Annotated in this window: 15 protein-coding genes; 13 read left to right on the top strand and 2 right to left on the bottom strand. The window is 58.6% G+C overall.

The window, feature by feature from the left end; genetic code table 11:
- Positions 1-31 precede the first annotated feature (31 nt).
- Complete coding sequence (gene folE, locus CAF74_RS27915; protein ID WP_003204506.1) at positions 32-577, top strand: GTP cyclohydrolase I FolE; 546 nt, start codon at positions 32-34, stop codon at positions 575-577.
- 101 nt (positions 578-678) lie between these two features.
- Positions 679-1,050 (top strand): glutathione S-transferase N-terminal domain-containing protein, encoded by a 372-nt coding sequence (locus CAF74_RS27910; protein ID WP_007960011.1) that lies wholly within the window; start codon positions 679-681, stop codon positions 1,048-1,050.
- 31 nt (positions 1,051-1,081) lie between these two features.
- On the opposite strand, the gene CAF74_RS27905 is transcribed toward CAF74_RS27910, so the two are convergent.
- Positions 1,082-2,248 (bottom strand): PLP-dependent aminotransferase family protein, encoded by a 1,167-nt coding sequence (locus tag CAF74_RS27905; RefSeq protein ID WP_085748498.1) that lies wholly within the window; start codon positions 2,246-2,248, stop codon positions 1,082-1,084.
- An 82-nt stretch (positions 2,249-2,330) separates the two neighbouring features.
- Here CAF74_RS27905 and CAF74_RS27900 point away from each other — a divergent pair, with 82 nt between their 5' ends.
- From CAF74_RS27900 to CAF74_RS27875, 6 genes are all read left to right on the top strand, one after another.
- Complete coding sequence (locus tag CAF74_RS27900; RefSeq protein WP_085748497.1) at positions 2,331-2,774, top strand: MarR family winged helix-turn-helix transcriptional regulator; 444 nt, start codon at positions 2,331-2,333, stop codon at positions 2,772-2,774.
- Positions 2,775-2,970: 196 nt separating this feature from the next.
- Positions 2,971-4,320, top strand: coding sequence for an NCS2 family permease (locus CAF74_RS27895; RefSeq protein WP_007960018.1), 1,350 nt, complete (start codon positions 2,971-2,973; stop codon positions 4,318-4,320).
- A gap of 87 nt (positions 4,321-4,407) precedes the next feature.
- Positions 4,408-5,037, top strand: a complete 630-nt coding sequence (locus CAF74_RS27890) for a LysE family translocator (RefSeq protein ID WP_007960020.1) — start codon at positions 4,408-4,410, stop codon at positions 5,035-5,037.
- Positions 5,038-5,236: 199 nt separating this feature from the next.
- Positions 5,237-8,920, top strand: a complete 3,684-nt coding sequence (locus CAF74_RS27885; protein WP_085748496.1) for a hypothetical protein — start codon at positions 5,237-5,239, stop codon at positions 8,918-8,920.
- A gap of 171 nt (positions 8,921-9,091) precedes the next feature.
- Positions 9,092-10,702, top strand: a complete 1,611-nt coding sequence (locus CAF74_RS27880) for a hypothetical protein (protein ID WP_139832937.1) — start codon at positions 9,092-9,094, stop codon at positions 10,700-10,702.
- Positions 10,703-10,708: 6 nt separating this feature from the next.
- Complete coding sequence (locus tag CAF74_RS27875; protein ID WP_129973342.1) at positions 10,709-12,244, top strand: hypothetical protein; 1,536 nt, start codon at positions 10,709-10,711, stop codon at positions 12,242-12,244.
- A 108-nt stretch (positions 12,245-12,352) separates the two neighbouring features.
- On the opposite strand, the gene uraH is transcribed toward CAF74_RS27875, so the two are convergent.
- Positions 12,353-12,706 carry a hydroxyisourate hydrolase gene (gene uraH / locus CAF74_RS27870; protein ID WP_011333195.1) on the bottom strand — a complete coding sequence of 118 codons (354 nt, stop codon included), beginning with the start codon at positions 12,704-12,706 and terminating at the stop codon, positions 12,353-12,355.
- Between the two features lie 430 nt (positions 12,707-13,136).
- Here uraH and puuE point away from each other — a divergent pair, with 430 nt between their 5' ends.
- The 5 genes from puuE to CAF74_RS27845 all read left to right on the top strand — a co-directional run bounded on the left by puuE (position 13,137) and on the right by CAF74_RS27845 (position 17,650).
- Complete coding sequence (puuE, locus tag CAF74_RS27865; RefSeq protein ID WP_007960032.1) at positions 13,137-14,063, top strand: allantoinase PuuE; 927 nt, start codon at positions 13,137-13,139, stop codon at positions 14,061-14,063.
- Complete coding sequence (gene uraD, locus CAF74_RS27860; protein WP_085748493.1) at positions 14,060-14,575, top strand: 2-oxo-4-hydroxy-4-carboxy-5-ureidoimidazoline decarboxylase; 516 nt, start codon at positions 14,060-14,062, stop codon at positions 14,573-14,575. Before puuE ends, uraD begins: the two co-directional genes overlap by 4 nt.
- Positions 14,576-14,665: 90 nt before the next feature.
- Positions 14,666-15,661, top strand: a complete 996-nt coding sequence (alc, locus tag CAF74_RS27855; RefSeq protein ID WP_007960036.1) for an allantoicase — start codon at positions 14,666-14,668, stop codon at positions 15,659-15,661.
- Between the two features lie 120 nt (positions 15,662-15,781).
- Positions 15,782-16,285, top strand: coding sequence for an ureidoglycolate lyase (locus tag CAF74_RS27850; RefSeq protein ID WP_007960046.1), 504 nt, complete (start codon positions 15,782-15,784; stop codon positions 16,283-16,285).
- A 51-nt stretch (positions 16,286-16,336) separates the two neighbouring features.
- The gene (locus tag CAF74_RS27845; protein WP_085748492.1) at positions 16,337-17,650 is read left to right on the top strand and encodes a urate hydroxylase PuuD; all 1,314 of its coding nucleotides are present in this window, start codon (positions 16,337-16,339) and stop codon (positions 17,648-17,650) included.
- Positions 17,651-17,687 lie beyond the last annotated feature (37 nt).

The following is a 17,687-nucleotide window of genomic DNA, read 5'->3' as shown; positions in this document are numbered from 1 at the left end:
GCCCTTTGCGAAAATCCCCACAGGTAGTTTCATGTCCCTGGAACAGAATTACACCGCGATTCTCGGCCAATTGGGCGAGGACGTCTCCCGCGAGGGCCTGCTCGACACGCCAAAGCGTGCCGCCAAAGCCATGCAGTACCTCTGCCGCGGTTATGAACAGACGCTCGAAGAGGTCACCAACGGTGCCCTGTTCAGCTCCGACAACAGCGAAATGGTGCTGGTCAAGGACATCGAGCTCTACTCGTTGTGCGAACACCACCTGCTGCCGTTCATCGGCAAGGCCCACGTCGCGTACATCCCGAGCGGCAAAGTGCTGGGCCTGTCGAAGGTCGCGCGGATCGTCGACATGTACGCCCGCCGCCTGCAGATCCAGGAAAACCTCAGCCGCCAGATCGCCGATGCGGTCCAGCAGGTCACCGGCGCGCTGGGCGTTGCCGTGGTGATCGAGGCCAAGCACATGTGCATGATGATGCGCGGTGTCGAGAAACAGAATTCGTCGATGATCACTTCGGTGATGCTCGGTGAGTTCCGCGAAAACGCGGCGACCCGCAGCGAGTTTCTCAGCCTGATCAAGTAATGCGTGACACAAAAAAACCGGCGTTGATCGCCGGTTTTTTTCGTCCGTGAAAAATCGGGTAAGCTGCGCGCCTTCTTCAATGTCCCTGTGAGGCTTGTAACGTGTTCGTCAAAGCGCTTCGTGTCGGCCTCGGCCAACTGATCATCTTCGTTGATTTCCTCACCCGCCCGGGCAAGAAACAGCGCCCCGCCGCTGCCCAGGCTCAGGTTGATGCCGCCGCAAAGGACCTGACCCTGTATCAGTTCCACGCCTGCCCGTTCTGCGTGAAGACCCGCCGCAGCCTGCGCCGCCTGAACGTTCCGGTGGCCCTGAAGGATGCGAAAAACAACGAGCAGGATCGCCAGACCCTGCTGGAACAGGGCGGCAAGATCAAGGTGCCGTGCCTGCGCATCGAAGAGAACGGCCAGACCACCTGGATGTATGAGTCCAACACGATCATCGAATATCTGAACAAGCGGTTCGCCGCAGTCTGATCCAAAAAAACCGGCATGATGGCCGGTTTTTTCATGCCGCCTGCGCGGCCTGTGCCTGGCGCACCACCGCCGCCAGACGCTTGAGCCCTTCATCGAGTCGTGCCGGATCGATGTGGCTGAAGTTCAGGCGAAGATGGCCGGGGTTGCGATCCGGCTCGGGGAAGAACGGTTCGCCCGGCATGAACGCCACATCATTGGCCAGCGCGGTGTTCAGCAAGGTGCGGGTGTCCAGCGGTTGCTTCAGGGTCAGCCAGAAAAACAGCCCGCCCTGGGGTGTGTTCCAGTCCGCCAGATCGCCGAAGTGAGTTTCCAGCGCTGATTGAAATGCATCGCGACGCTGACGGTAGAAGCCACGCAATTCACTCAAGTGCTGCTGATATTTCTCACTGCCGATCCACTGCAACGCCTGCCACTGACCAATGCGGTTGGTGTGCAGATCCGCCGATTGTTTGAGCTTGAGCAGATGCGGAAACAGATCCGGGCTGGCGATCAGATAGCCGACGCGCAGACCTGGCAGCAGGGTTTTCGACACGGTGCCGGTGTAGATCCAGCTGGATTTTTTCAGGCGTCCGGCAATCGGCTGGGCACTGCCGCCGTCGAAGGTCAGTTCGCGATAGGGCTCGTCTTCGATCAGGGTCACGCCGAATTCGTCGAGCAATGCAGCAACGGCTTCGCGCTTGGCTTCGCTGTAGCGCACGGCGGACGGGTTCTGGAAGGTCGGAATCAAATAGATGAACGCCGGACGATGCTGCTCCAGGCGCTGACGCAATTGCGCAAGGTTCGGACCGTCAGCCTCCAGCGGCACGGTCAGGCAATCGGCGCCGAACAGTTGGAAAATCTGCAAGGCCGCCAGATAGGTCGGCGCTTCGAGCAGGATTTCGGTGCCCTTGTCGATGTACAGCTTGGCCGCCAGATCGAGGGTTTGCTGGGAGCCACTGACCACCAGCACCTGACTCGCCTCACACGGCAAACCCAACGCCCTCGCCTCTGCCGCCAGCGCTTCGCGCAGTGCTGGCTCGCCTTCACTCATGCCGTACTGGCCGAGAGACAGCGGCATCTCAGCCCATTCAACTTTCGGCAGCATCGCTTCGGCCGGTAAACCACCGGCGAATGACATGACCTCCGGGCGCTGGGCCGCGGCAAGGATTTCACGGATCAGAGAACTTTTGAGGCGCGAGACACGTTCGGAAAAAGCCATGGAAGTCACCGCTAGCGAGGCATGGGAAAAATGAGTCAAACTTGTTGACTGAAATTACGACACCCTCTCTGGAAACGTCAATATGCTTGACCTTAAAAACTGCGCCAGCCAGCAACAAGCCATGGAAGCGTTTTTCTTCGGTTACCAGGCGTTCACCGCCAAGGCCGATGAAATGCTCGAGCGTCGCGGCTTGTCCCGCGTGCATCAACGCATCGTGTTTTTCATCGCCCGTTACCCGAACCTGAGCGTCAAGGAATTGCTCGCGCTGCTCGGTGTCAGCAAGCAGGCGCTGAACATGCCGCTGCGGCAATTGCAGGAAATGCATCTGGTGAACAGCGTGGCGTCCGAGACCGACAAGCGTAAACGCCTGCTGGAGCTGACTGCTGAAGGCGCGAAATTTGAACAGGCTCTGCGTCGGGAACAGGTGAAATTGCTTGAACGCGTCTTTGCCGAAGCCGGCGAAACGGCGGTCAACGGCTGGCTGGCGGTGAATCTGGCGCTGGGAGCCAATCGCCCGAACGAGTGATATAGCTTGATCGCCAGTATTTTCGTCTACAAAACCAAAAACAATATTTGCTTTATTTGTACACAAAAGCATAATCCACAGCGTGCGAGTTCCTGACCGCATGGTCAACAAATTCGCGTATGCCTCAAAGGGCCGCTGCCACCCCTCATGGGTCCGGTCCTGGAAATAACAATAAAACTCTTGAGGAGTACTCGCTGTGGAAAGCCGCAAATCCGAAGCATCGACGCTGGAACTCTCGCCGCCGTTACGCAATGGCCTGCTGGAGCGCATCTTCAAACTCAGCTTGCATGGCACCACGGTGAAGACCGAGCTGATTGCCGGTCTGACAACCTTCATCACCATGGCTTACATCATTTTCGTCAACCCGAACATCATGGCCGATGCCGGGATCGATCACGGTGCAGCCTTCGTTGCCACCTGTATCGCCGCCGCGCTGGGCTGCCTGCTGATGGGCCTCTACGCCAACTGGCCGGTAGGCCTGGCGCCGGGCATGGGCCTCAACGCGTTTTTCACCTACACCGTGGTCGGCACCATGGGCTACAACTGGGAAACCGCGCTCGGTGCGGTGTTCGTCTCGGGCGTGCTGTTCATGATCCTGACCTTTTCGCGGATTCGCGAATGGCTGCTCAACAGCATTCCGGTCAGCCTGCGCTATGCGATGGGCGCCGGTGTGGGTCTGTTCCTCGGGCTGATCGGCCTCAAAACCGCCGGCATCGTCGTCGATAGCCCGGCCACCCTGATCAAACTTGGCTCGCTGCGTGAACCCGGTCCGCTGCTTGCCGCCATCTGCTTCCTGATGATCGCGATCCTCAGCTATCACAAAGTGTTCGGCGCGATCCTCATCAGCATCATCACCGTGACCCTGGCCGGCTGGGGGATTGGTCTGGTGCACTACGAGGGCATCATGTCCGCCCCGCCAAGCCTGGCGCCGACCTTCATGGCCATGAACGTCGCCGGCGTGTTCAACGTCAGCATGATCAGCGTGGTCCTGGCCTTCCTCTTCGTGCACATGTTCGACACCGCCGGCACCCTGATGGGCGTCGCCCAGCGCGCCAACCTGGTGAACGCTGACGGTCGTATCGAAAACCTCTCCCGCGCCATGAAAGCCGACTCCGCCTCCAGCGTTTTCGGCGCAGTGGTCGGCGTTCCGCCGGTCACCAGTTACGTGGAAAGTGCCGCCGGCGTAGCGGCTGGTGGTCGGACTGGTCTTACCGCAGTCACCGTGGGTGTGCTATTTATAGCCGCGATGTTCTTTGCACCGCTGGCCGGCATGATTCCCGCCTATGCCACCGCCGGCGCGCTGATTTACGTAGCGATGCTGATGATGGGCGGCATGGCGCACATCGAATGGGACGAAGCGACCGACAGCATTCCGGCGATCGTCACCGCGATCATGATGCCGCTGACCTTCTCGGTCGCCGACGGTATCGCGCTGGGCTTCATTACCTATGTCGCGCTGAAGGCCGGCACCGGTAAATACAAAGAGATCTCCGTCAGCCTGTGGGTGCTCTGCGCGATCTTCATCGCCAAGTTCATCTTCCTGTAAGCGCTGCGCGGTTCACGCTTCAAAACAGCCTCACCCCACCGGGTGGGGCTTTTGCACATTCTTGATAACGATAAAAAGGAGCAAGTGATGAGTCTGGAAACCTGGCTGCTGTTCAGCGGCGCTGCGCTGGTGGTGATCCTGATTCCGGGGCCGCTGTCGTTGCTGATGATCAGCAACAGTCTGAATTACGGTCTGCGTCGATCGTACCCGGCGTTTCTCGGTGGCGTGTTCGCCTCGATCTGCCTGCTCAGTGCCTCGGCGCTGGGGCTGGGCGCCCTGCTGCTGGCGTCCGAAAAACTGTTCAGCGCCCTGAAGATCGTCGGCGCGATTTACCTGTTCTACCTCGCCTGGCAGAGCTGGCAGCAATCGCGCCAGCCGTCGGTGGGGGCCGAAGTGCCTCAGGCCGCACCGGTTCCTAAGTTCCGCGCATTGTTCAGCCGGGCCTTCGTGCTTGGCGCCAGCAATCCTAAAGACATTTTGTTTTTCGCCGCGTTTCTGCCGCAATTCCTCAGCGCCGAGCAACCGTTCCTGCCGCAACTGCTGGTGATGATCGCCACCTGGACGCTGCTCGATCTGCTGTGCAAATTGACCTACGGCCTCGGTGCCCATGGTGCAGCGCGTTACCTGCGCAGTGGCAAGGGCCAGAGCTGGTTCAACCGCATCAGCGCCGGATTGTTCGGCGGTGCCGGTGCCGCATCGCTGCTCAGCGGGCACTGATACTTGCAGACAATGTTCTGAGTCTCAGATGATTTGAATCTGACTGCCAGTTTCGACACTCACGTCCTGCATCGAAACTGGCAGCAACTTCCGCTTCCAAAACGCAACACACCGCAACACCCCGCCGATGTACTTCGTTTGAACCCTTTTCCTAAGATGACGGCGCAGCACAACCTCATCTCAGAACAAGGATGTTCAAATGGCCACGCTTATTCACCCGTCCTCGATCGAATATAACGACGCAGACATTGCCGACATGCAACTTGTCGCCAATGAACGGCAACCTTCAACGATCGACTATGACGACGACAATTCCCGCCCGCCCTCTCCTGCGCTCAAAAACAAAAGAGCGCAGCTTAAAACCGTGGACCAAGTCTTCGGCCCGCTGCAGATAGGCGAATACTCCATTAGCCGCAGAGCGCTGGACACATTGGGCGCAACGGTCGACGGGCACCCCCTGGATGGCAAGAACACGTTTTTCCGTACCCCAGGAAAGCGCTTTATCAACGCCCTGCAATTTGACCCGGTCGCCATTGAAGCGCGGATGAAAACAACGACCGGCGCAGACGACTATTTACTGCCGGCCCTGCTCTTCGAAATGGCCAGCCGACGCCCTCTCACGGCACCTCCCTTGTTGATTGATCCACTCGATACTCAAACCGATCCAGGTGCTTATCAGGCCAAGCTGAAACAACTTCTGAACTCGGCGCAGAGACTCAATATCCGCCATGCCCATATCGAGGAGCCACTTCCCAACTGGGTCAAACGCTCAAGCAGCCGAACCATGGCCAGCACCGGTATCGGACTTCAGGCGTTCGGTATCTACAGTGGTCTTCGCGGTCTGCAGGATGCGATCAGAGACAAGGATTCGTATGGCATTGTGTTCAACAGCTCGGCGTTCACCGCCGATGTCGCTTCGATAGCGATCGATCTGGCCGTCGCCCGCAAAGCCACACAAATGCTCAAAGCCAGCGAGAGTGCCTACAAGGGATTTGCCAAAACCAGTTTCGCCCTCAAGTTGGGTCGCGGCGGTGGCTTGATCGGCGGTGCCCTGACGCTGCCGTTCGATGTCATTTCTGCAGTGGATGGTTTCAAAGCGGCAGCCAGGACAACCGGGAAAGAGTCGATCAATAATTATGTGAATGCCGGGCTGAGCGTCACCAGCGCGACCATGACCGTGCTGCTCGGCGCCGCGGCCCTGGCCGGATTTTCCTCGGCCGGCCCGATCGGGCTGGTCGCGGGTTTGCTGCTGGTCGCGGGATCGCGAGTCTGGGCGGCAATCAATGTAGTCGATGACATTGACGATTACATCACGCTGACCACCGAAGAGCGTCTGCGTACCGGCTGGTTCGCTTTCTGGGGCATCAGCCCGGATGAAAGCATTGAAGATCGTCACCTCATTGCCAGATCGGCTGCCCGACATTCACAACAACTTCAAACCACCGCCCGCAAGTTGCTGGACGAAACACTCAAGGATCAGACCGAAGCCATCATCAATGGCAGTTTCCGGGTGGAAGTCGAATCACTCCAGGTCGCGACTTATGAGTGGACCCCGGAAAACCCGAAGTACAAAACCATCAAGCGTCCACGAATCAGCGATAACAACGACAACATCGACGCACATGCAGGCGTCACCCAAGACACACCCGGGGCAGTGTTTGGAACTTCTGCCGACGACAAAGACATCCTATGGTTTATCGGTGGCGGTAACGACACGATTCTGGGGGTAAAGAAAAAACCGAACAGGTTCTATTACGGTGCCGGCCATAAATCCCTGAACGGTGGCGAGAAAGCCGACGAGTTCATCTTCGAGGGCGCTGCCGACCTGCTGAAAACCGGCACGCAAGAAACACTGATTTCCGAACTGCAAGGTGATGCAGGTAACGACACGCTGAAACTGGCGGGGCACTTTCCGCAAACCAACGAAGATCGTTACGGATTCCGAGTTGATTTGCATAAGGGCGAGATGTCGCTGCTGGTCAAGCCGCTCACTCCAAAAGAGCAGGCCTACAGGCTGCACAGTCATCTGCAAAGTATCGAAAACGTCGAGACGCTGGCCGGTGCAACCAATGAAGTCATCGGTAGTGACGGTCCGAACATCATCAAGTCCCGTGGTCGCGACGAGATTGATGCAGGCCCCGGCGAGGACCAGATTTATTTACTCGGCAGTTACGTATCGGCCAATGGCGGCAAAGGCAAGGATGCCTACGCAATCGCTCACGTCCCCGGCATGGTATCGATTATTGAAGACGGCGCAGATGAAAGCATCATTGCGCTGGACTGGCGCTGCGAGCTGATCGAAAGCTGGAAGATTGAAAAACGGGAACTGGTCATCACGTCAGGATTCGAATTCGACGATACCAGCAAGAAAATTGTCCGGATCAAGAATGTCTACCAGCAAACCGGGGACAAACGATTGCTACAGAATGGAAAACTGACCTTCATCAGCAAAGATGGATTTCATCTCGTGCCGGAACTTCCAGCCAGCATAGAAACGCCGCTAGCGGTCGATGTGGAAGTGGTGATCCTGCGACAGGGAACACGCCAGCTTCCGGTCATTGTGTTTGATAAGCAGCTCACCGTCCCCAACGACAGAAGTTCGAGCTACTGGCTGTCACGCAACAATATCCAGACGGTTTTCCAGGTAACAACGCCCGGTAATACAGGGGTCACTACGCTGCACATCGATTGTGCCAGCACAGAACTGACTCACGTCGAGGCTTATTACAACGCCGACCTCATGCGCGGAACTCATTTCAACTACATAATGTACAAGGAATGCGGGCTGACCCTGCATTTCGGCAGCAAACAGCTATCGATCAAAAATCTTGCCTCTTCGACCGTGTCCGGCATGCGCGATCTCAAGCCCCGGTTGAAGGCCCCCGAGCTGGCAACCAACCACTCGTTCATTCTGATCATGAACGACGGCGCGTCTTATCGACTTATCCAACCCCCTGTCACCGACAGTCATTTTTTGAACGACACGTTTGAAATAAGCGGCCCGATGCATTGGACCAGCAACGTGCCTCTGCCACTTTCCCCCAGAGCGGGAACGCATCAATACCTGCAACCGCTCGACAACCAGACACATGCGCTAGGTAGCGGGGAGAAGTGCGTCATGCTCAAACCGGCTGCGCAACAGACTGCCGTGGAAAGCCTCACCGGTGAAGGTTCGAAGTACCTCGTCCACCTCAACCCCGGCATGTCGTTGCGCATTTCCACGCCAGGCGCATTGGCGACCGCGAGCCAGCAACTGGCCTTTTCCTCGACCTGGGAATTCGACGCCTCCAGCCTGGGCGAGGTGGAGATCAGGCTCATCGACAACCAGTTGCAGATCGGGCAGACGATCATCTATCTGCCGCAATACCAGAACACGGGCGACCTGATCGACCAGGTTCGCGTGATAACCGCGCAGGGCATTGTCTGGGCGGTCGATCTGATTTTCGAGGCGGTCTATATCGAAGCGATAGACGCACGGTTCCTGGTACCGGCAACCGATGTTTCGACCTCCTTGCCTGCCGGGCTGAAGCAACATCCGGAAGACCACATACTTGTACGCAACATGGTCATGAAAGATGGCAGCCTCGGTGCACTGCGGTATCACCTGACACAGCGCAAATGGATGCTCGACACAGACAAGTCCCGCACCATTGCCCCCCGGGATCTGCAGACAACCAATCACTGTACCCACCAATTGAAACTGTTCGAAGAAGTGGCACAGATCGGTCTCGCTTACTCTCCTCCACTTGGCGAGCAAGCTTTGAGAGCCTTGCGCGATCAATGCGTCAGGCTGATGGGCGATCTCTCGCTGGATTACCCGGCAAAACTGGAACAGGCGAAACACCTCGCCTGGCTTTTATCCGGACAATCGCACTACAACTGACGCCCTCGGGAGTCACGGACTCCGCTGGAAACGCTTTGCATCAGTCGCTTGCGCCAATTGATATATGTACCACACGCCAGAAGCCTGCTTTGACGATCATTCAGCCCCCTTTAGCCAGCACCACTCCATGGCTTTACACCGCTGAATCAGTCGTACATCGGAGCACTTCAAATGGCCAAGCCACCCAAGCAGATTCCTCCCGCGAGTTCGTCGCCTCCCAGGTCCTTGACAGACACGCCTCCTATCAATGTCGATCACGTTTCGAACATTCGCCCCGGCACGCATTTGCCAACCGTCGAGCTGACGTTCGCCGGACATTCATCGCAACACACGGCAGACCATGGCGGGGGCAAACAGCCCTCGGTCGAGGTCAGCGAGATGCTGACCCGCCAGCATCCACACGGGTCAGTCATTGCACCTGACGCCTCGGCGAGGCCGACATCACCCGTGTTCATTCCCGTTCATCTGGCCCTCAGGCTGACCCCGGCAGCAGACTCACCGCAAGGCATTCGCCGTGACGGTCGTGAACGAACCTATGTCGACATGCGCGAAGGCACTGCCATGGTTCATCAACACCCTGACGGCCGCTATCAACTGACCTCGGCCAGCGAGTTGACGCCATCCGGTTTTCAAGTCGAGCGGATCCATGGCACGAATCTGTGGCAAAAACGCCAAGCCATCGCGGCACGTCGCTCGCATGTCGACGAGCCGGACGAGCAAGCCGGTCCGAGCAAACGCCCGCGACTGAATGAGGATGACGCGTCGACCGATCCGGACCCGTTCGCCGACAAGGCTTCGACAACCATCCAGCAACCACTGGACCTGTCCAGCAAGCCATGGCGAAGCTGGGGTCAACCGACAAAACCCACCAGCGGTCAATCGGTTGAAGTAGATGGGCTGCACTACCCGATCGTGTCGCAGATTGTTCGCTCCAATACACCCATCGTCTGCATCAAGCACCCGCGCTTCAACCCGGAACGCTTCGAAGCTTTCGAACAGATGCTCGTAGACAATCGCACGCTACAACCGCGCTGGGCAGCCCGTGCCCCGGACAACCGGTGGGTCGTTGCAGACGATCACCTGCCATTCGAAAAACCGCTGACGCAATACGTCGCCGATACCTTCGAGTACTTGTCCGGGCAATCCGCCAGGGCCGTGGCCAAGGCCATGTTCAGCGCGTCACGTGGCGCCGAAGTGATCAATGGTGAGGGATTGCAGGCACTGAGCCAGACGTTCCGTTACTGGGAAAACAGGACCATCCCCGCCCACCGACAGCTCGCAGATCCGCTGATGTTGCTGCCGATCCAGCCCATCATCGATGACGGCACTTTCGGGGGAGGGATCGTACTGCCCCCGACAAGCGGGCCAAGCCTGCAGCGAGTCGATATTGATCCGCAGAAATTTTCGCAGCAATGGAATGAATATACGGCTGAACCGGGGGCTGCGAGCTTGCAAAAGCTCTTCTACAAAATTCTGGTCAAGAGCGGCTACACGGTCAGTCCGCCAGATCCCCTGCTGCTGGAAAACTCGCTGGTTTTCCGTCGGGAAGGACTGGACTCGCTTTTCGTACTGAAGCTCCCGCTCGTCTCCTCCGACTTCATCCCGCGATACACCCGACCGGGTTCCGAACTGACCAGCTCGGCAGCGCTGATGACACTCGACGAAACCGGACGGCAACGGCTGAACACCCTGCTGGCACAAGACAAAATCAACTATCTGGTGGGCGGCATTCAACGACCGAGTCCGGACCAACCCACCCTCTTCATTCTTCGCGAAGGCTGATCATCAATGAGCCCCAAACGCCCCACCCGACCGAAAACGGATACACCGGACTCCACGCCTGTCGTACGAGACACCACGCCGGACATTCCAGTCCCCCCACGCCTGACGCCCGACACCTTGATCGACCCAACCCTCACGCATCCGGCCTGGCAATTGCCTGCGCCGCCCGTGACTCGCCGTCAGATGATCGAAATCTACGATCTTCCTGCCGAGACACAGGTCAGGGCCAGCACCGCGCAAAGGCCGATCGGCAGTTATTTTCTTGCACCCGGGCTGGTCAACAGGTTGCCGCCTCCCGACTTGCCGAGCGGCATTCGTTCCGCCGGACGCTATGCCTATGTCGATCTTGTCGAGGGTGGCACCGTGCTGATCGACCCCGATGCACAGGATGGAGTAAGAGCTCGTTTATCGAACGAACTCTTCGCGTCCGGTCCGTTGCTGGAGCGGGTTGAAGGGACGCTGATGTGGCGCCCGGTTCCCGTGGAAACCGCGCCAGATACTTCCAGGCTGACCATCACACGCCACCGATTGCCGGATGATGAACCGTCAGCCGTACCGTCAAAACGCTCTCGCCTGGAAGAGACGCCGTGGAGCGATTGGGGCATCGACCCGCAACATGCCACCCCGGGTGACATTCGCGTCGACGGTATCCAGTACAAAGTCATTCCGCCAGGCGATGCGAGAGATCCGATCGTCTATATCAAGAACCCGAGTCACCTGATCTACGACTTCGACCTGCTGGAGCGCACACTCCGACTGGACCCGCAGCAACAGCCGCGAGGCGCCATTCAGGTTCCGCCTGCCCAGCACTGGCAAATCGATCCGACGTTGCCATTCGATCGTCCATTGACGAATTACGTCGCTCGATACTTTCCCGAGTTGTCCGCGAGCTCGCAGGAGAATGTCGCGTTTCACCAGTTTGTGCTGGCAAACGGAACCAATACCGCCACCGGCTCGGGACTGACCTTGCTGCGACAAACCTTCAACGACTGGGAAACCGGAAACGACACTCCACGCCAGCAATTGGCGGATCCGTTGCTGATGTTGCCGATCCTGCCAACGTCGGGCGCTGGAACGATCCGTGTGATCGAACTACCGACGCCGGAATCGGGTGGTCCGCTGCAGCGACTGGATTTCGATCCGGCGCTGTTTCGCCAGGAATGGCTGTATTCGACCAATACCCAATCGGCGGTGGATCTCAAACGCTTCATGGCGACGCTGCTGACCCGTAACGGTTACGCCGTGTTCGATCCTAGCCCTTCCAACTCGTATCCGGCATTGGTGTTCAAGCGCACCGGGCATGACTATGTATTCTTCATCAGCCTGCATCGCATCCGGGGCCGCAAGATCAACCAGACTCTGAATGTCGATCAGAACAGCGCCAGCTTGCGCCTGCATATTCAGGTGGGCGCACCGGCGGCGGCAGCGGTGATCGCAGCAAATGCCAGAAACAAAGTCGTCTGGCTCAGGGGCGGCCCGCAGACGCTTGCAAACGCTGACGACACAGTGTTTATCGTGCGCGACGGGCACCCACGGCTGTGATCGCAGATTGCTGAATGACAGACGAAAAAAAGCCCGCAGTGTGAGCGGGCGAAAGACCAAAGAAGCTATATGCGCAGTCGCTTCCCGGTAGGGGCAGCTGCTTGGGGGTCAGCTGCCCCGATAGGTGGAATAGCTGTAAGGCGAGATCAGCAACGGTACGTGGTAGTGATCCTGTTCGGCAGAAATGCCGAACCGCAGCACGACCACGTCCAGGAATGCCGGCTCCGGCAACTGGACGCCACGGGCGCGGTAGTAATCGCCGGCGTGGAACTGAACCTGATAGACACCGGTACGGTAGTCATCGCCTTGCAGCAGTGGCGCATCGACCCGGCCATCGCTGTTGGTAAGCGCACTGGCGACCAATTCCAGGTGCGAACCTTCAACGCGGTACAGCTCGACCTTGATCGAGCTGCCCGGGCAACCGTGTGCAGCGTCCAAAACGTGTGTTGTCAAACGTCCCATTGATTCTGCGCGCCTGCCTGCGTGGAGCAGTCAGACCTCGCGCCTCCCGAAGTCAGTTGAAAAGGAGACCGCACCGTTTCGGAGCACGAAAAGCTGCGGCGAGCGATTGATTAAGACACTTTTCAAAAAAATTGTACACAATAAAAACGACATTTTTGCTGCTACCCCCGCCATCCTTCGATTTCCCGGTGATTTGCCCCATAACCTCGCATTCATTGAACCCCCAATCCATTAGCTGACTGGTCAGGCAGGTTTCTTGCAGGTTCACGCCATTAACAGCAAAAGATGACAGCCGGTGAAAAATGCGAAAATTCAGGCTTACAAATTGAGAATAAAGTTGTATACAATCAGCCCATCGCTGTGACGCCAGCCTGCCATTCAAACTTCAGGGCGCCACACAATCTGTCAACGAATAAGAAGGAAGACTGCAGTGAGCGCTGACTACCCACGCGACCTGATCGGTTACGGCAGTAACCCTCCTCACCCACACTGGCCGGGCAATGCCCGGATCGCCCTGTCGTTCGTACTCAATTACGAAGAAGGCGGCGAGCGCAACATTCTGCACGGCGACAAAGAATCGGAAGCCTTCCTGTCCGAGATGGTTGCTGCCCAGCCTCTGCAAGGCGCGCGCAATATGAGCATGGAATCGCTTTACGAGTATGGCAGCCGTGCCGGCGTCTGGCGGATCCTGAAACTGTTCAAGGAATTCGATATTCCGCTGACCATCTTCGCCGTGGCCATGGCCGCCCAGCGTCACCCGGACGTGATCCGCGCGATGGTCGAGGCCGGTCACGAGATCTGCAGCCACGGCTACCGCTGGATCGACTACCAGTACATGGACGAAGCGCAGGAACGCGAGCACATGCTCGAAGCGATCCGCATCCTCACCGAACTCACCGGCGAGCGCCCACTGGGCTGGTACACCGGTCGCACTGGCCCGAACACCCGTCGCCTGGTGATGGAAGAAGGCGGTTTCCTCTACGACTGCGACACCTATGACGACGACCTGCCCTACTGGGAACCGAACAACCCGACCGGCAAGCCGCACCTGGTGATCCCGTACACCCTGGACACCAACGACATGCGTTTCACCCAGGTCCAGGGTTTCAACAAGGGCGACGATTTCTTCGAATACCTCAAAGATGCGTTCGACGTGCTTTATGCCGAAGGCGCCGAAGCACCGAAGATGCTGTCGATCGGTCTGCACTGCCGTCTGGTGGGCCGTCCGGCGCGTCTGGCTTCGCTCAAGCGCTTTATCGAATACGCTAAAAGTCATGAACAGGTGTGGTTCAGCCGCCGCGTCGACATCGCGCGTCACTGGCACGAAACCCACCCGTACCAAGGGGCTGCCAAATGAGCACCTTTCAAACCCTGCAACCGTCGACCCTGAGCCGCGACGCCTTCGTCAAAGCCTTCGCCGACATCTACGAACATTCGCCATGGGTGGCCGAGAAGGCCTTCGACCTGGGCCAGGACGCATCGATCGACCAGATCGAAACCCTGCACCAGCGCATGAGCGACATCCTGTTGAGCGCCGATCACGCCAGTCAGCTGGCACTGATCAACGCTCACCCGGACCTGGCCGGCAAAGCTGCCGTCCAGGGCGAGTTGACCGAAGCCAGCACCAATGAACAGGCTGGCGCCGGTATTCACCAATGCACGGCCGAAGAGTTCCAGCGCTTCACCGAGCTGAACGACGCCTACAAAGCCAAGTTCAAGTTTCCCTTCATCATGGCGGTAAAAGGCAGCAACCGGCATCAGATCCTCGCGGCGTTCGAAACGCGCATTCACAACCCGGTCGACACCGAGTTCAAATGTGCGCTGGCGGAGATCAACAAGATCGCCCTGTTCCGATTACTGACTCTCTAGCGAGCCTGGCCCGAGAAGCCTCTAGAACGCTTGTGTTTCCCAGGGCCCTGCAAGCATCCCAAGCCACTTATTTAAAGGCAGACAAGAAGAATGAAAGCTTACGCCGTACCTTTCGAGAAGTTCGTCAACCTGGCCGATGCCCGTCTGGGCACCAAAATCATCTCGGTCACCGATGACTGGTTCGCAGACGCCAATCGTCTGTTTCAGCCGACCCCGGCCGTGTGGAAGGAGGGCGTGTTCGATGACAACGGCAAGTGGATGGACGGCTGGGAATCGCGCCGCAAGCGCTTCGAAGGCTACGACAGCGCGGTGATCCGCCTGGGCGTACCGGGTTCGATCAAAGGCGTGGACATCGACACTTCATTCTTCACCGGCAACTTCCCGCCATCGGCCTCGCTGGAAGCCTGCTTCCTGGCGTCGGGCGAGCCGGACGAAAACACCCAGTGGACTGAAGTGCTGTCGGCCGTCGAGCTGCAGGGCAACAGCCACCACTACCACGAAATCAGCAACGACAAGGCGTTCAGCCACCTGCGCTTCAACATCTACCCGGATGGCGGCGTGGCCCGTCTGCGCGTGTACGGCATTCCGTTCCGCGACTGGTCGGCGGTTGGCGACAACGAGCAAGTGGACCTGGCAGCAGCCCTCAACGGTGGCCGCGCCCTCGCCTGCTCCGACGAACACTTCGGCCGCATGAGCAACATTCTCAACCCGGGCCGTGGCATCAACATGGGCGACGGCTGGGAAACCGCACGTCGTCGCACCCCGGGCAATGACTGGGTGATCGTCGCGCTGGGCCACCCGGGCGAGATCGAAAAAATCATCGTCGACACCCTGCACTTCAAGGGCAACTACCCGGACACCTGCTCGATCCAGGGCGCGTTCGTCAAGGGCGGCACCGACAGCCAGATCGAAACCCAGTCGCTGTTCTGGCGCGAGCTGCTGCCAAGCCAGAAGCTGGAAATGCACGCCGAACACACCTTCGTCGAGCAGATCAAGGCACTGGGCCCGATCACCCACATCCGTCTGAACGTGTTCCCGGATGGTGGTGTGAGCCGCCTGCGCGTACTGGGCAAGGTCGCTAAATAAGCGCTGAACCCGATCGCCAGCAGGCTGGCTCCCACAAGGGAATGTATTCCAGATGTGGGAGCTGGCCTGCCAGCGATAGCAACAGAACCAACAACACAGAATTCGGATAAGAAGAACAGCATGCGCACACTGACGATTGAACCGCTGACCAAAGAAGCCTTCGCCCCTTTCGGTGACGTGATCGAAACCGACGGCAGCGATCACTTCATGATCAACAACGGTTCGACCATGCGCTTCCACAAACTGGCGACGGTCGAAACCGCGACGCCTGAGGACAACGCGATCATCAGCATCTTCCGCGCCGACGCGCAGGACATGCCGCTGACCGTCAGCATGCTGGAACGCCATCCGCTGGGCAGCCAGGCTTTCATTCCGCTGCTCGGCAACCCCTTTCTGATCGTGGTCGCGCCACTTGGCGATGAACCTGTATCAGGCTTGGTCCGCGCCTTCGTCACCAACGGCAGGCAGGGCATCAATTACCATCGCGGCGTCTGGCACCACCCGGTGCTGACGATCGAAAAGCGGGATGACTTCCTGGTGGTTGATCGCAGTGGCACAGGCAATAACTGCGATGAGCATTTTTTCAAAGAGGATGAGCGTTTGATCCTCGCCCCCCACCAATAAGAGAAGGTCCGATCACTCGACAACAAGAGTGACGGGCGAGAGGTAAAGACTGTGGAAGCACATCTGTTGGAATGGCTGAACCTGAGCGTGCGCTGGGTTCACATGATCACTGGCGTGGCCTGGATCGGCGCGTCGTTCTACTTCGTCTGGCTGGAGAACAACCTCAACCGCGTCAACCCGAAAACCGGTCTTGCCGGTGATCTGTGGGCGATCCACGGCGGCGGTATCTATCACCTGGAAAAATACAAACTGGCCCCTCCGTCGATGCCGGAGAACCTGCACTGGTTCAAATGGGAAGCCTATTTCACCTGGATGTCGGGGATCGCGCTGCTGTGCGTGGTGTTCTACTCCAACCCCGTGCTCTACCTCGTGGCACCCGGCAGCGGCCTGACCGGCCCTGAAGGCGTGGCCATCGGCATCGGTTCGCTGATCGCCGGCTGGTTCATCTACGACTTCCTCTGCGATTCGCCTCTGGGCAAAAAACCTGCCCTGCTCGGCTTCATCCTGTTCGTGCTGATCATCGGCGCGGCGTTTGGCTTCAGCAAGGTGTTCAGCGGTCGTGGTGCGTACCTGCACGTCGGCGCGATCATCGGCACCATCATGGTCGGCAACGTGTTCCGCATCATCATGCCGGCCCAGCGCGCACTGGTGGCCGCGATCGCCGAGAACCGCACGCCGGATCCGGCCCTGCCGGCCAAAGGCCTGCTGCGTTCGCGTCACAACAACTACTTCACCCTGCCGGTGCTGTTCATCATGATCAGCAACCACTTCCCGAGCACTTACGGCAGCCAGTACAACTGGCTGATCCTGGCCGGGATCGCAGTGTTGGCGGTGTTGGTGCGTCACTACTTCAACACCCGTCACGACAGCCACAAGTTTGCCTGGACCCTGCCTGTGGCAGCGGTGGGCATGATCAGTCTGGCGTACGTCACCGGCCCTGCGCCGATGTCGACCGCTCCAGACGTGGCCAAGGCGCCTGCGAAAATCGAGTACCAGCCACTGCCGGAAACGGCGCTGGGTGGTGGCGCGAAACCGGCTGAAGCTGCACAACCGGCCGCCCCTGCTGCACCGGCCGCCGCTCCGGCTCAGGCGTCCAACGCCGGTCCTGCGTTCGACAAGGTGCACAACGTGATCCAGGAACGCTGCGCGGTCTGTCACTCGGCCAAACCGACCAGCCCGCTGTTCAGCGCTGCACCGGCCGGCGTGATGTTCGACACCCCCGAGCAGATCCGCCAGAACGCGGCACGGATCCAGGCGCAAGCCATCACCACGCAGATCATGCCACTGGGCAACATCACACAGATGACCCAGCAGGAACGTGACCTGATCGGTGCATGGATCGCCCAGGGAGCCCAGACCAACTAAGCAGTAAAAGCATCGCTGGCAAGCCAGCTCCCACAGG

The organism is Pseudomonas sp. R45(2017) (genome assembly GCF_002112305.1).
Taxonomy (GTDB): domain Bacteria; phylum Pseudomonadota; class Gammaproteobacteria; order Pseudomonadales; family Pseudomonadaceae; genus Aquipseudomonas; species Aquipseudomonas paraglycinae.
Note: the sequence above shows the minus strand (reverse complement) of the source record. Positions and strands in the feature narration are given on the sequence as shown.

Coding starts and splice junctions, on each gene's coding strand:
- folE (WP_003204506.1), top strand. CDS start 32: ATGTCCCTGGAACAGAATTACACCGCGATTCTCGGCCAATTGGGCGAG.
- CAF74_RS27905 (WP_085748498.1), bottom strand. CDS start 2,248: ATGGCTTTTTCCGAACGTGTCTCGCGCCTCAAAAGTTCTCTGATCCGT.
- CAF74_RS27900 (WP_085748497.1), top strand. CDS start 2,331: ATGCTTGACCTTAAAAACTGCGCCAGCCAGCAACAAGCCATGGAAGCG.
- CAF74_RS27890 (WP_007960020.1), top strand. CDS start 4,408: ATGAGTCTGGAAACCTGGCTGCTGTTCAGCGGCGCTGCGCTGGTGGTG.
- CAF74_RS27885 (WP_085748496.1), top strand. CDS start 5,237: ATGGCCACGCTTATTCACCCGTCCTCGATCGAATATAACGACGCAGAC.
- CAF74_RS27880 (WP_139832937.1), top strand. CDS start 9,092: ATGGCCAAGCCACCCAAGCAGATTCCTCCCGCGAGTTCGTCGCCTCCC.
- CAF74_RS27875 (WP_129973342.1), top strand. CDS start 10,709: ATGAGCCCCAAACGCCCCACCCGACCGAAAACGGATACACCGGACTCC.
- uraH (WP_011333195.1), bottom strand. CDS start 12,706: ATGGGACGTTTGACAACACACGTTTTGGACGCTGCACACGGTTGCCCG.
- uraD (WP_085748493.1), top strand. CDS start 14,060: ATGAGCACCTTTCAAACCCTGCAACCGTCGACCCTGAGCCGCGACGCC.
- alc (WP_007960036.1), top strand. CDS start 14,666: ATGAAAGCTTACGCCGTACCTTTCGAGAAGTTCGTCAACCTGGCCGAT.
- CAF74_RS27850 (WP_007960046.1), top strand. CDS start 15,782: ATGCGCACACTGACGATTGAACCGCTGACCAAAGAAGCCTTCGCCCCT.